The sequence below is a fragment of the Spiroplasma endosymbiont of Glossina fuscipes fuscipes genome (assembly GCF_049669535.1).
Taxonomy (GTDB): domain Bacteria; phylum Bacillota_I; class Bacilli_A; order Mycoplasmatales; family Mycoplasmataceae; genus Spiroplasma.
This window is the reverse complement of the sequence record NZ_CP187162.1, coordinates 417,776-432,565: the sequence shown is the minus strand read 5'-3', so window position 1 is coordinate 432,565 and position 14,790 is coordinate 417,776. Positions and strand designations below refer to the sequence as shown.

14 protein-coding genes and 1 pseudogene are annotated in these 14,790 nt (G+C 28.6%); 1 reads left to right on the top strand and 14 read right to left on the bottom strand.

Annotated features, from left to right (window positions below; genetic code table 4):
- Positions 1 to 128: 128 nt before the first annotated feature.
- The 8 genes and pseudogenes from ACOBWH_RS02520 to ACOBWH_RS02485 form a co-directional block, all read right to left on the bottom strand.
- Positions 129 to 1,946: pseudogene (locus tag ACOBWH_RS02520) on the bottom strand (pyruvate formate lyase family protein); the annotation flags it as partial.
- A 243-nt stretch (positions 1,947 to 2,189) separates the two neighbouring features.
- Positions 2,190 to 3,320: a formate/nitrite transporter family protein gene (locus ACOBWH_RS02515; protein WP_424526928.1), complete on the bottom strand. Its 1,131-nt coding sequence runs from the start codon at positions 3,318 to 3,320 to the stop codon at positions 2,190 to 2,192.
- Between the two features lie 39 nt (positions 3,321 to 3,359).
- Positions 3,360 to 3,959, bottom strand: coding sequence for a ribosome biogenesis GTP-binding protein YihA/YsxC (gene yihA, locus ACOBWH_RS02510; protein ID WP_424526927.1), 600 nt, complete (start codon positions 3,957 to 3,959; stop codon positions 3,360 to 3,362).
- Positions 3,960 to 4,009: 50 nt separating this feature from the next.
- Positions 4,010 to 4,741, bottom strand: a complete 732-nt coding sequence (locus tag ACOBWH_RS02505) for a TrmH family RNA methyltransferase (protein WP_424526926.1) — start codon at positions 4,739 to 4,741, stop codon at positions 4,010 to 4,012.
- 20 nt (positions 4,742 to 4,761) lie between these two features.
- Positions 4,762 to 5,472: a hypothetical protein gene (locus tag ACOBWH_RS02500; RefSeq protein WP_424526925.1), complete on the bottom strand. Its 711-nt coding sequence runs from the start codon at positions 5,470 to 5,472 to the stop codon at positions 4,762 to 4,764.
- A gap of 343 nt (positions 5,473 to 5,815) precedes the next feature.
- Positions 5,816 to 6,040, bottom strand: a complete 225-nt coding sequence (locus ACOBWH_RS02495; RefSeq protein ID WP_424526924.1) for a hypothetical protein — start codon at positions 6,038 to 6,040, stop codon at positions 5,816 to 5,818.
- A gap of 136 nt (positions 6,041 to 6,176) precedes the next feature.
- Positions 6,177 to 6,341: a hypothetical protein gene (locus ACOBWH_RS02490; RefSeq protein WP_424526923.1), complete on the bottom strand. Its 165-nt coding sequence runs from the start codon at positions 6,339 to 6,341 to the stop codon at positions 6,177 to 6,179.
- A 33-nt stretch (positions 6,342 to 6,374) separates the two neighbouring features.
- Positions 6,375 to 6,650: a hypothetical protein gene (locus ACOBWH_RS02485; protein ID WP_424526922.1), complete on the bottom strand. Its 276-nt coding sequence runs from the start codon at positions 6,648 to 6,650 to the stop codon at positions 6,375 to 6,377.
- A 190-nt stretch (positions 6,651 to 6,840) separates the two neighbouring features.
- Between ACOBWH_RS02485 and ACOBWH_RS02480 the strand changes: the two genes are divergently transcribed.
- A complete protein-coding gene (locus ACOBWH_RS02480; RefSeq protein ID WP_070406553.1) occupies positions 6,841 to 7,104 on the top strand; it encodes a hypothetical protein in 264 nt (87 codons plus the stop codon).
- 67 nt (positions 7,105 to 7,171) lie between these two features.
- On the opposite strand, the gene ACOBWH_RS02475 is transcribed toward ACOBWH_RS02480, so the two are convergent.
- From ACOBWH_RS02475 to ACOBWH_RS02450, 6 genes are all read right to left on the bottom strand, one after another.
- Positions 7,172 to 8,515 carry a Sapep family Mn(2+)-dependent dipeptidase gene (locus ACOBWH_RS02475; RefSeq protein ID WP_424526921.1) on the bottom strand — a complete coding sequence of 448 codons (1,344 nt, stop codon included), beginning with the start codon at positions 8,513 to 8,515 and terminating at the stop codon, positions 7,172 to 7,174.
- A gap of 53 nt (positions 8,516 to 8,568) precedes the next feature.
- Complete coding sequence (hemW, locus tag ACOBWH_RS02470) at positions 8,569 to 9,648, bottom strand: radical SAM family heme chaperone HemW (RefSeq protein WP_424526920.1); 1,080 nt, start codon at positions 9,646 to 9,648, stop codon at positions 8,569 to 8,571.
- Between the two features lie 73 nt (positions 9,649 to 9,721).
- On the bottom strand, positions 9,722 to 11,407 hold the full coding sequence (locus ACOBWH_RS02465) for an MSC_0882 family membrane protein (RefSeq protein WP_424526919.1): 1,686 nt from the start codon (positions 11,405 to 11,407) through the stop codon (positions 9,722 to 9,724).
- An 85-nt stretch (positions 11,408 to 11,492) separates the two neighbouring features.
- Complete coding sequence (locus ACOBWH_RS02460) at positions 11,493 to 11,753, bottom strand: hypothetical protein (protein WP_070406549.1); 261 nt, start codon at positions 11,751 to 11,753, stop codon at positions 11,493 to 11,495.
- A gap of 66 nt (positions 11,754 to 11,819) precedes the next feature.
- A complete protein-coding gene (locus ACOBWH_RS02455) occupies positions 11,820 to 13,178 on the bottom strand; it encodes a BMP family ABC transporter substrate-binding protein (protein WP_424526918.1) in 1,359 nt (452 codons plus the stop codon).
- 78 nt (positions 13,179 to 13,256) lie between these two features.
- Entirely contained in the window at positions 13,257 to 14,771 is a 1,515-nt protein-coding gene (locus tag ACOBWH_RS02450) for a hypothetical protein (RefSeq protein ID WP_424526917.1), read from the bottom strand.
- Between the last annotated feature and the right edge of the window lie 19 nt (positions 14,772 to 14,790).

Genomic DNA, 14,790 nt, shown 5'->3' with positions numbered 1-14,790 from the left:
CGCGGGACTTTTTCTAAAAACCAAGTTAGCGTCATACTTACACTCATTGTTAATAAACCACTAATAATAAATCACGTAAATCCTGTTCCAATAAATGTCTTAACACCATTAACTTGACTAAAAGGCTGAATTGAATTTGACATACATAAGATTGGAAAAATTGTTGGTTCAGAATTACGATAATGATGTTGACGACGAATTTCATTCATAAATGTTTTTACAACTAAAATTGCAATATCATCAGCTCGATCATCGTTGTTTCCATAAGTTGGAAATTCTCCTTCGGTACGATAATCAACAACAATTCCGTTTTCATCACGAATTGGATAAACTTTAGCATATTTAATTGCTGATAAAGCATCAGTTACAACTGATAAACCAGCAATCCCGGTGGCAAAGAAACGATGAGTATCTGTGGCCATAAAACATAACTGACTTCTTTCATAAAAATATTTATCATGCATATAATGAATAATATTTAATGCATTCGCATAAACACCAGCTAATCATTTTGCCATTTGAACAAATTTGCTTCAAACTTCTTCATAATTTAATGGTGTTTTTTCATCGCCATGACATGGTTCATAACGTGGTGATACTTGATTTTTATGTACCTCATCAATTCCACCATTAATAGCATATAATAATGTTTTTACTAAATTACAACGAGCACCAAAGAATTGCATTTGTTTTCCGACTTTCATTGGTGAAACACAACAAGCAATTGCATAATCATCGCCGTGTGTAACACGCATCAAGTCATCATTTTCATATTGCATTGATGAATATAAAATTGAATATTTTGCACAGAAGGCTTTAAAACCTTCTGGTAAATTTTGTGATCATAAAATTGTTAAATTTGGTTCTGGTGAAGGTCCCATATTAGCTAAAGTATGGATATAACGAAATGCTGTTTTTGTTACTAATGTACGACCATCTAGCCCCATTCCCCCAATTGATTCTGTTGCTCAAATTGGATCACCAGAAAATAATTGATTATATTCTGGTGTTCGCATAAATTTAACAATTCTTAATTTCATAATCATATGATCAACTAATTCTTGTGCTTCTTCTTCAGTTAAAATTCCTTTTTGAAAATCACGTTCGATATAAACATCTAAAAAACTACTTGTCCGTCCGTAACTCATGGCAGCTCCATTGTTTTCTTTAATAGCTGCTAAATAAGCTAAATATGTCCATTGAAATGCTTCTTTTGCATCTTTCGCTGGTTTTGAAACATCAAAACCATAAAATGCTGCCATTTTTTTAATTTCTTTTAAAGCACTAATTTGTTCTGAAATTTCTTCTCGTAATCTAATCACTTCATCAGTCATTACCATCGAGGTATTTTTTTTATCATCCTCTTTTTGGGCAATTAAAAAATCAGCTCCATATAAAGCTAAACGGCGATAATCACCAATAATTCGACCGCGCCCATATGCATCAGGTAGTCCAGTGATAATATGTGATTTACGACATGCTCGCATATCATCAGTATAAGCATCAAAAACACCTTAATTATGTGATTTACGATATTTTGTAAAAATTTCAACTACTCGTGGCGAAACTTTAAACCCATAAGATTCATTAGATGCTTCAACCATTCGAACTCCTCCGTTTGGCATCATTGCTCTTTTAAATGGTTTTTCAGTTTGAACCCCTATTACCTTTTCTAATTTTTGATCAATGTACCCTGGCCCATGTGAAGTAATACTTGCTGGCAAGTCTTCATCAGCATCTAACACTCCACCATTTTCGCATTCTTGCTTTGTTAAATCCATTACTTTTGCTCATAATTTTTCTGTTGCCACCGTTGGCCCAGCAAGAAAATCATCTGTTCCAATATAAGGTTTATAGTTCATTTGAATAAATAATCGTGTATCTACTTCATCGGTTCACTTACCTGTATGAAAACCTTCTCACTCTGGAAATCATGTTTTATTCATAATATCCTCCTATTGTTTTTTATTTTTAACTACTAAACTCTTGATTAAATATATTTTTAGAAAAATAAAATAGTTTTATCCTGCAATTTTTAATGTTATTATTCTCAAAATACCCAATCAATAATATTATACTATTAATATTCCAAAATTTACCAAACTTAATTTTTCTTTTGTTAATTCACAAATTAGCAAAAAAAGAACTATATTAAATAGTTCTTTTTATCTTAAAAAACAATAAATTACTTAATTTTTTCTTTTTTTAATAAATCGCTGTTTTTTTACTGGTAATTGGACATTATTAATTGCTTTACTAAATTTATCTTGATCCAAGACAAAATTATTATCAATGATTTCTGCAAAACCAGCTTTTAATTGTAATATTTTAATTTTACTTCCATAATTTTCTTTTTTTAAATTAACAGCTGTTGCAGCAACCTTTTTATGTGCAATAAAGTATGCCACCGTTGGAATAATAACTGCTCCCCCTAAAAAGTTACCAATAAAAGCCGGTAATAAATTAAATCCTGCAAAATAACCAACTGACGAACCTGGTAAAACTTCCGTCCCAAACATTGGGGTTCCTAACATTAAGACATTCATTCAGAAAATAAATGAATTAGCAACAACGTGTTGATAACCAGAAATACAAAATGCTAATAGAACAAAAAAGATACATAAAATTGAAGCAGTTGGACTTTTTGAAGAATAAGTAACATATAATGTTGCAGCAACTAAAATATTACAAAAAATCCCTGACATAAGACTATTTAAAAAAGTTATTCCCATATCGCTACTAGTCACTGCGTGACCATGGGCTAAAGCCTCTCCAATCGAACCAACCTTATGTTGAATCATGTTCATCGTTTGACCAGCAAAACTGTTTAAATCAGTTGTTGTTTGATGACCATAAACAGCAGCATAATAAATAATAACTGCTGCGAACAAACAACCAATAAAATTAGATAAAAAAATTAATAATAAATTACGAACAAACAATCATGGATTTGCGTGTCCGATTGCCGCATTAATAAATCCAACACAATGCGAAGTATAAATTCCACCACCTAAAAATGTTACCAACAATAAGCCAACAGGAAAAACAATCCCAAAAATTACTTGTTTAATCCCAGTTGTTGTAATTCCTTGAATAGCATACAATGCAGCAATATATCCAACCGAAATAAATAGGCCTCCTAAAAAACCATTCAATAACGTATTAATAATTCCGGCCCTAATTTTACGATCAGATGATTCAAAAGCACCAATAATAGCTTGTTCAGAATAAGATCAATGGCCCTCTAAAATTGATACATCAATTTTTGATAACTTATCAATTTCATTTTGATATTTTACTATTTTAATAGTATTTTTCATTGTTTTTCCTTTCGTTCTTAAAATAAACTCTGTTTTAAATTATACATTAAATCCTAATAATTTTGCAAATAATGTTCAGCATTCATCACGCCCAATGTTTTTACTGCCTGATGTTTTAATAAAATAATCACTATCGGTAAAATTTAATTTTGTTTTAATAATTTTTTCTTGTTTTTGAATATCATTCTTTTTTAATTTATCTAATTTTGTCCCAATAACAATTGTTAGAATTTTAAAATGTTTTAAATATTGATACATCTCATAATCATCTTGGGCTGGTGAATGCCGTAAATCAACTAATAAACAAACAAATTTTAAATTATCTCGTTGGGTTAAATATTCTTCCATCATTTTTGCAAAAGCAACTTTATGATTATCATTTACTCTTGCAAAACCATAACCTGGGGCATCAACAATTCGAAATTGATTATTATTAATTGAAAAAAAATTTAACATTCTTGTTTTTCCTGGTGTTTGTGAAACTTTTGCTAATTGACGTTGATTTGTTAACATATTTAAAAAACTTGATTTTCCAACATTACTTTTACCTAAAAAGGCAATTTCAAATAAATCATCATTGATTCAACCGGCTTTGTTTACTGCCGAGGTAAGATAATTAGCATTTTTAAATTTAAACATTATTGCCCCTCCAATTGACGATTGATTTCATACATTAAAATTGTGCCTGCTTATGCGACATTTAATGATTCTAACTTTGGACTAATTTTGACTTGAACATTATAATCACTAATTTTTTGTAACTCAACAGAAAGGCCATGTCCTTCGTTTCCTAACGCTAAAATATATTTTTCTGTTTTATTAAACTGACATTCTTGTAAAAAAATGCTCTTTTGTTTTAAAGTGGTTGTAATAAGTTTATATTGCCTTGCTTGTAAAGCCTTAATTTCTTCCAAATTAAGTTCTTTAATAATAGTCCCAAAAAATGCACCTTGACTAGCCCGCAATACTTTATCATTAAAAATATCAACAGTATGATTATATAAAATAATATTAGTAAAATTAAAACCCAAACCGGTTCTAATTAATGTCCCTAAATTTCCTTGATCTTGAATATTTTCTAATAATAAAATATTTTGATTAGTCCCGAAATCATTCTTGCTATTTATCTTATTTAAATCAATAACACCAATAATATTTTGACTATTTTTGCTTTGACTTAATTTTGCTAAAATAGGTTCTGAACAAATCGTTATTAAAACATTAGAAACATTTTTTAATTTTAATTTATTTGGTGCAGTTGTTAAAATCTCAACTAGTAATTCTTGTTGTAAAGCTTCTTCAATAATATTTCAACCCTCAATTAACGCTAAATTTAACTCTTTACGGTATTTTCTTTCTTTTAACTTTGCCAATAATTTAACGTGTTCATTTTGTGTTGAATTAATTTCACGATACTCCATCTGCTTGTTTTCTTTCTTTCTTAATTAACATACATAAAGCCGACAAGATACCTTTTTGTTTTAGGATCATCTCACTGTTTTTTTGTTATTGCTGTTTCTCGCATGGCCACCGCCATTGCCCGTGGGCGTTTTGGTGGATCTTGCATTTTTCCTAATAAAACCGATAATCCGGTACGTTTATTTTCTTGATTATTTTCTTGATTATAATCTTCCGCATCTTTAACACCAATTTGTTTTGCCATGATCTTAATCTTATTTTTTTTATATCAACGTTGAAATTGTAAGTATTTTTCAAAACTTCATTCCTTTTCTTCTCATGTTAAAAAAATACGTTCTTTTCCTTCATCTCAACTATCTAAATAATCACGGAAATTCGTTTGCGAGGTTGGACCTTGTTCCATCATTTTAAAAGTACGAGCAATTGTCTCTGCTAAAGTATCATAACCATAGCCAATAAAAGCATTGCCAATTCAATGATGTTTATAAATTGGCTTTAAAGGGTCAATTGGTTCAGTAAAAGTAATGGCATATGATCAATATTTGTTGTCAGCTTTACTGCGAAAGAGTTCATATCCAAATTTTTCATGTTTTATAATAACCGCATCTTTTTTAATTTTACATACTAAATGCTTAAAACTTTTAACAATCGTGTCAATTTCAGTTCCAGTTAATGGCGCTTTTAATCTTGGCTGTTTTAATTTTAGAATATGTTCTGCATAATATAATGGCATAAATATAAACCTCTTTCTTTGAACCATAGTAATTAACTAATTATAATTTTAACTTTTATAATTCGTTAAGTAAAGGAAAATTATAAATTAATCTTTTTCTAAAAGACATTTTTTAAAAAACTTTAAATATAGATAAGTTTTATAATTTAAAAAAAAGTACTTAATTTAATCATTTTGACAACTTAAATTGTTCTTTCTTTTTCTCTAAAAAATTATTAAAACAATAGTTTAAGTTTATCCTTAAACCTTATTTTGCTTGTGCATTCAAATAATCTTTTAAACATTTTAACGAACAAACATTAACATTATCAATTCGCATAATTTTTAATTTAAGCTTATCACATTAATAACAAACAAACTCTTTTGATTCATTTAAATGATGTGTACATGGTTTTTCTTTATGAACTCAACACTCAGCAATTCCTTGCCCTAATAGTTCAAAATTGCTGCCATTGTCATTAACCATTCGTAAAAAACTAACTCCTTGTGCAACATCATGACCACAAGTTGATTTAATTAAAACGGATAAAATTTCATATGAAGAATTTGCAAAAGCTAAATTTGACATTTGGTTCTCATAATTACAAGTTTCACAATCAACATATAGAATATTTGTTAAATGTTGAATCTTTGTTACTAATTCTGCAAATTTATCTAATCATTTATTATTACTTAAAACTTTATTATTTATCTTTTTAGTCTCCCTACTTAATTGTTTTATTAAGATATTTCCGCAAACATTCTCGTGAACAATAATTATTATTGTCAAGAACTAAATGTTCGTCATCTTGATAAAGTAATTTTTTACAATAAACACAAGCAACATTATTTCGTAAAACTTTAATATATGAATTAGTAACATCATTCATTTGATTACATTCATTACATAAATCAACATTAAATTACTCAATTGCTTCTTTTTTTACATTAATTTTATCAAAACTAAAACCAAAAAAAAGATCATAAATATTTAAATCATCAATATCTTTTTCCTGATGACAGTTATTACAACAAAAAGAAGTAATTTTCCCAAGTTTAATTATTTCACATAAATACTCAAATAATTCATCTTTAAATTTAATTCAATATTCATAATGACGTTTAACATCATTTTTATTATTTTGTTCATTATTTTCATCAGTTATTTTATCATTATCTCGCAAGTTTTCTAACTTCATTATTATATCCTCCAAAGAATTCAATGCATTTATTATATCACAAATTGAAAGGAAACAATTAAGAACTTATCTGTTAGTTAGCATTAACTTGGATAACTATGTTCAATCAACTTAACCCAAAAATTTTTAAAATTCCATAGTATAATAGTTGTATGTATTAACTATCTTTATTATGAAGGGAGTCAATTTTATGGCTAAAAGAATGCTGTCATCACTTTTCAACATTTTGTTTTGTTGATTAAATGTGATTCTATGAATTTTTAATGTGAATCCTGTTGGAACACTGATTTTTGGAACTGATTGTCCAAATACTCGCAAAGGAAAATTTGTTTATGGATTATGTTCCTTATTACAATGAATTTTAATGGTAACAATTGTTGGAACAATCTTCGTTATTATTTTCTGAGCAAAAGGACAACCATCAATTGCTCAACGTCTTGCTAAATTAATGTAATAATAAAAAGTTTTAATAAATATCTTTATAAAGTATATTTATTAAAACTTTTTTAATTGCTAAAATATTATTTTGTTGTCAACAATGGAATTGCCTTTGTATAAATTTCTAACATTTTTTGTAAATCACTAATTTTAACATACTCATTATATGCATGCATTGTTGATTCATTAATATCAAATTCAGCACCAAAAGCAACACAATTTGGCATTGCCTTTGCATAAGTTCCTCCACCAATTGCAACTGGTTTTGCATCCTGATCACCAATAACATCACGATAAACCCGCATAATATTCTTAATCATCGGACTATCAATTGGCACATGAATTGGTTTTTCTCAAGAAATAATTGTTAATTGTAAATGATAATTTGATAACTCACCTGTTAATGGCTCTTCAACATCTTTTAACTGATATGAAATTGGTACTCGCATATTTAATGTTAAACGCGTTTTTTCAGCATTAATCTCAACAATTCCATTGTTAACAATCAATAAACCAGTTTCATCCTTTATTGTTGAAAAAATCTGACTAAAATTAAAATCATTGTATAAATGTTTTTTTACAAAATTAGCAATTGGTGAATCAGTTGTTAACTCAGCATATGTTGCCAATGTTGCTAATGATGCATTAATTCCTCGTTCAGGTAAACTTCCGTGTGATGCTTTCCCCTTCACAATTAATCAATCATTTTCAAGAGCTGTTTCAATTTGGTTTTGATCTAATTTAGCTTTAATTTCTGTAAGATATGGTCCTTGATAACGAACAACATCAGTCACACAATTATATGCCTCACCACCTAATAAAACAAATTTTTCCCCTTTACCAATAATATCGGCATTAATAATGCCTTTTTCTGCATATACAACTGGAAATTCACCATCTGGAGTATAACCTAGCGCATGGGTTCCTTCAATTGCCATATATGCTTCAATTGACGCTCAATCAGTTTCTTCTGTTAAACCAAAAATTAAACGAATACAATAATCTGGTTGGTAATTATGGTCTTTAAAATATTTTAAAGCATATAAATTGATAATGGTTGGTCCTTTATCATCAAATGAGCCACGACCTAATAATTTTCCATCTTTAATCTGCGCTTGAAATGGGTCAAAATCTCATTTTTTAAGATCACCAGCCGGAACTACATCTAAATGTCCTAAAATAGCAAAGATTTCTGCACCCGTACCATATTCAACATAACCATAACGGTTTTCGGGATCCTGATAAGTTTTAAAACCTAATTCTTGTGCTAATTTAATGGCATAATCTAAAACAGCTTTTGTTCCTATTCCAAATGAAGCACTTGGTTGTGCTGCACTACGTACCGATGGAATTTGAATAATATCTTGAATTTTTGCTAATGCTTCTGAAAAATATTTTTCTTGTAATTTAATAACATCTATTTCCATTTTATTTTCCTATCCCTTCTAAGGGCCTTGATACTCATATCATAACATAAAATTTATTCCATAATATTAACTAAAATATCATTTAGAATATTTAATCCTTGTTTTGTACAACGTAAATGATTATTCTCAAAAACCAAATTATTTTTTGCAACTTCATCGGCAATTTTAGTTTCATAATAAGTTATTGCTGCTTGAGCATCTTTTACTGTTGCTAAATTAATACCCTCTAAAACTCGTAATCCCATCATCAAAATTTGAAAATAATAATCTGCTAATAATATTTCTGTTTTCTGCTGTGTTCAATTTGCATATTTCCGGGTGTTTTCTAATAAATAATGACCATCTTCATTAATAAAACCAGCGGCGCCTGGTCCAAATAATCAAAATGATTTATTAGTTCAATAGCCTAAATTATGCTGTGATTTCTTATTATTATTGGTATAATTTGAAATTTCATAACGAACATAACCCATTTTATTAAGAGCGGCATTAATAATTTCGTCAAAGGCAATATCATAATCTGGTAATTTTACTTTCGTTTTTCCTCAATAAGAATTTTCTTTTAAAATTAATGAATACCAACTAATATGATCAGGTTGTAATTGTTTAACCATTATTAAGTCTTGTTGAATATCATCTGTTGTTTGATCAAACAAGTTATAAATTAAATCAAAAGAAATATTATCAAATCCTTCGTCTCGTGCTAAATTATAACTAGCAACGACATCAGCAACACTATGATGGCGATTAATTTTTTTTAATAACTGATCGTTAAATGTTTGAACTCCAATTGATAACCGATTAACATGATAATTTTTTAAAAGTTGCAATTGACTTTTTGTAATTTTCTCAGGATTTAACTCAGTGGTATATTCAACAACTGCTGTTTGATCATTTTTTTGCAACAATTGTAATAATTTTTCTAATTGTTTATCATCTAAACTATTTGGTGTTCCTCCCCCTAAATAAATTGTTTTTAATTTAAATGGTGGCTGTGATTGTGAAATTTCTTGTTCTAACGACAGTAAATATTCATTAACCATTTCATCACGTGATTTCTTAATTTTGAAAAAATCGCAATAAAAGCAAATATGGTCACAAAAAGGAATATGTACATATAAATGTTCAATCATTATTAATCCTCGCTTCTTTATTAATAATTATAAAATAATTTTAAATAAAAAAGAATTGTTTTTAAAACAATTCTTAATTACGGTTAAATAAACGACCAAAGATTGGTTCAACACGTCGTTTACGACGACGTGCAATTAATCATGGAATTGAAATTACTAGCGTTAAAATAATTAGAAAAATAATGAAAATAACTAAACAAATCCGATTGGTTTTTTTCTTCAAGGCTGCTAATTCTTCTGGTTTAACAATTTCATATCCATAATAACCAATAATATTTGCTTTACGTTTTTTTGTTAAAACAATATTAGCGATATGAATTCCTAATGTTGCGATTAAAATTGCAATTGTAATCGTAATTGCCGCTGTTAAATCATCAACAATTCCCCAACTTCAAAATCCAAATCGGAATTCTTCGCCAGAATGTTGCTGAAAACCATAAAGAATTCCTAAAACAATTCCCCCAAAGAAATACGTTGGAAATGCTAATCAATTTAAAATAATACTACGAACTGTCATTTTTTTATAATTATCAATCAACAAATGGGGAATCGTATGATTACCACGCATTAAATGTGAAATATAATTGTTTGTTTCAATTCGAACCCGTGATAAATCAAAAATCCCAGCAAATAATAATCCTAATGAAATTAATAAAAAGGTAATTGTTAAAAATGGATGCGGAATATATTTTGCTTGAATTTCCATAATTGATGATATTCCTTGTTGATGTGTAATAAAATATAAGGCAATAAATAAACTTGTTGACATTGTACCAAAAAGCCCAAATGTAATCATAATTAATGTTCGAACTTTTTCCGAACGAATTTCACGCGCAATTTCTAATGGGATTAATTTATTAACATATTCACGATTAAAATGACGACGACGATGTTTTGTTGGTAATTGTGGTTGATAAGCATAACGATTATTTTCGAAACCATTTGGGAAAGATTGCCCTTCCAACTGAGTTGCTGGTAAATAACTATTATTTTGATAGAAGGTTGGTGGAACCGGCATTGAGTTTGCCATCATTTGATTTCCATCAAAATATGGTTGTGGATTTACATTAGGATAATAATTTTTTCCATCATAAGATACCTCTGACTGATTAAATTGTTCATTAAACTGTAACTGATTATATGGATTAACTACACGACGTTGGTAAGGACGACGATATTGATTCACATAAACATGTTCATCATTAAAATAACCATCACGATTATTTTGATAATTCATTGTTTCTGGATACGAATATCCACCATAATTCTGTTGAGCAGCTAAATATTGATCTTGCATCGAATTTGGTGTGGGTTGATGAATTCGGCGTGGTAAAATTTGCGGCTGTGGTGGTCGTGAATAATTATTAGCAGCATCATGATTATAATAAGGTTCAACATAACCTGGTGGCACGGATGGTGTTCCTGGGGCTGTAATTAACTCACGTTCTTCATCAATATATTGTCTTTCATTATTTGCATAATAATTATATTGGTTACTTAAGTTCATTCGTGCTGGACGAATTGTATTGTGATTTTGGTATAACATTTCAGTATTATTTAATTGATTTTGCTTATATGCTTCATTAGGGCGGAAATACTGATCTTGTGGCGACTGATTTTGTGCAATGCCATTATTATTTCCTTGATATTGGGTAAAATTTGGATTATTTTGATGCAATGATTCAGGATTAAAATTATCACCAAAACCATTCCCTGGTTGCATTTGTGACTGTTTATCATGTTCTTTATCTTTAGTCATAAAAGATTTTACTGTATTAAAAAAACCCATACTTTGTTTCACCCACCCTACTTGTGAAGATTAATTTATTTAAAAAAAGAATTATCTAGTTTTTATCACCCGTTTTTTTAGCTAGCATAATTTCTTGTTCAAAATACTCAATTTTTTCCTTAAAACTTGTTTCTTCTTTTAATTTCATCATATTTGTTCAATTTTGATTACTCTTTTTACTTCGAAATAAAGAAAAAGTAATAGCAAAATAAATAAATAATAATAGCGTTGCGAATCCTAATAAAAACCCAACTAACCCGATTATTGGAATTTCTAAATCTAAGATTTTGATACTAATAGCCAAGATTCCTCCCATATAACCACCACACTATCTAAAAGTATTATACTATAATTTTCTAATTTTTACAAAAAAAATATTTTTTTATTTCAAACCATATTCTAACATCAATAGTACCGCTTTTTTAAGGGTTTGTTGGGTTTCATATGTTAAAGCTAACGTATCAACAAAATGTAATTGGTTTATCTTACTATAAACTGTTCCCACCGCTGTTGCTAATTTCATTAACTTTTGGTCTTTATTAATGTAACTAATAATCTTATTATCAATTCATTTTGTCTTTTCAACACCCAACCAATTAGCATTTGTTTTTGATGATTGATCAGTATTAATTCAACAGTTATTAGTTGTTTTACTATTATCTCATGTTTTACTATTTGCTTGATAACTACACGCTGATGAGTAAATATTTGTTAAAGCGTCTTCTGTTGCTTGGGCAATATTTAATAAACCACTCGTAATAATGTATTGGTCACCATAAATTTCTGATTGAGCCGTATCAACACCAACGACCTTTGTATTTGCTTCGTTATATTTAATTCGATCAATTGTATCTTGAGTTTGTGGTCCTGCGACAGGAAAAATAACATTAGCTTTTTTACTAATTAAATAATCCGAAATAACTTTTCCATCTCCCTGATTAAATGATTGTGAAAACCATGATTCGTTTTTGTTTAATACTGTTTGTGCTTTACGAATCGGTTGTAATACTGTTAATGCTGGATTGATTCCTTGTAAAAGAGTTAAAATGTCTTGTTTTAACTCGTGCAAATTAGGATAAACACTATTATTATTAATTATTTCGTTAAAAATATCTGCTGATAATAAAAATCCTCATAAATAATTTGAAACCCCAATTGGATTATCCATCCCACCATAAGTTCCAATCCGTAACTGACCATTAAATTCTGTTTGATGCAAATTAAGTCACATTGTTGTAACAAACCCAGCTAAAAAACCAGCAATTTCTTTTTGAAATAAAATTCCAACAATGTTATCTGCTAAAGATCCTTTTTGTTCCATATTTTTATGAATATTCTGACCACTACCATCAATAAAAATTACATTATTGGCAAGGGTTGATGCTCAACCAATTGTATTTCCATGAATAAATCCTGGTAAAATTAATGTTTTTGCCCCAGCAATACTTGCTGTAATATAAGCTGCTTTAAATTCAGCTGGTGTTAACCCTACTGGTTCAAAATAACTGGCACGAATCTTACTATTTTGTCAATTTGATAAAGCTGGCTGTCCCCCTTGTGAAACAAGATATTTACTTGCTCCTTCTCATACTGATTGATTAAAAGACTTATCATTAATGGTACCACTGCTAATAACTCAAATATTATTCATGTAATGGTATTTTTTTAAACAAGCTGTTAAAAAACCCGCCGAATGAATAACTATTTGCAGTGCCATTATAAATTTCATTATTTTTCTCATTACATACTCCTTCTAAAAATAAAGTTAAACACAATAAAAAGCATTGCTTCTTAAACCAAGAAATAATTCATTATTATGTTAACTTTTATTTTTTTCATCTGCCTCAATTACCATATTTGACTTTACACGACTAATAAAGCTTTCACGTAGCAACAAGTTAATTTTAGGAACCAATAATCGCAAATGATTACGATATTCAGCTAAAATTAGGTCTGAGGTATAATAAAATATTAACAGAATAATTAGTACAATTGATGCACAAATTGTAAAAATTATTGTTGTAATATTATCAATTTGACCAGCAAAATTATCAACTGGAATATAGTTTTGCCCCGGAACATAATTACTAAATATTCCTATCTTTTTTTCACGAACAAAATCATCAAAGAATTTTGTAATAAATTCAACTCCAAATCATAATAATTGTAATTGAGCAACAACAGGACGATTGATTGGGGAACGATATTTTCATTCGCAAGTCATTGCAAATAAAATACTAAAACACATTGAATAAGCTAAACCATTAATTATTTGTAAAAATAAATAAGCATCAGGAGAATGGTTAAAAGCAGCAATGCTAAAGAATAAGAATCATAATAATAATCCTAAACCAAAACAATACTTAACACCAATTTTATTATAAAGTAAATGACATACTAAATAAGCCCCAAAAAATTGTGGAATTAAAAATAACTGTTCATTCAAACGAACAAATTGATTTACCTTTAAGACATCATGGTATTTTCCCCAAGTCCGTTGCCCTAATAATCAAATATAAATATTTGATTGTGATATTTCTTTTAAAGCAATAATTAAAAGAAACATCAAAAAGATAATTAAAACTTTTTTTCATTTAAATGGTTCAAACATTTTTTGTTGTTCAATTGTAAAAGGTTGTGAAGTAAATTCTTTATGTGAAAATAACGAGTATAACATTGCTGCAATCCCAATCGCACAAACGGCAATCATTCCAATAATTACTATTTGCAAATGATTGGATAAATTGCTAGCTCCTGTTATAACCAAATTATTAAGCTCACTTCCAAAAATAAGGGCAAAAGTCATTAATGGTGCAATTAAACTAACAGTTTTAAAAGGAAAGAACTTACGACCGTAAACTTCATTATATGATAAAAAATAACTAGCTTTGCTAACAATTCCAAACCCTAAAAAAATTGCCGCAATAATTAAAGTTGGTAGCGACGGATAAGCAATTAAAATAATAATACCTAGGGCCGAACCAGCAAAAATTCCATATTGTACAAAATGTCAGCCAACGCGAGAAAAAACCTTATGTAAAAAAACATAAGGGATCATTGCTAACACTGTATAAAATGAAAGAGATGCAACTGTAATTAACGCAATCCCTTCAAAATTATTAATTGAAGCAACAAAAAAAAGGTTTCTAAATTCTAAATTATCACCAACAATGGCTGATAAAGCAAACCAATATAAAAAAGTTTGAACAAAGAATGCTTTTTGACTAGCATGTTTAATTTTAATGTTTTTTACTAAAATTAAGATATAAAGAACAAATAACAATAATAGCATTAATGGACTAAATAAAAAAACATCTCAATTATCGTTTAACATGCTTAGACCCTCTTTCTTC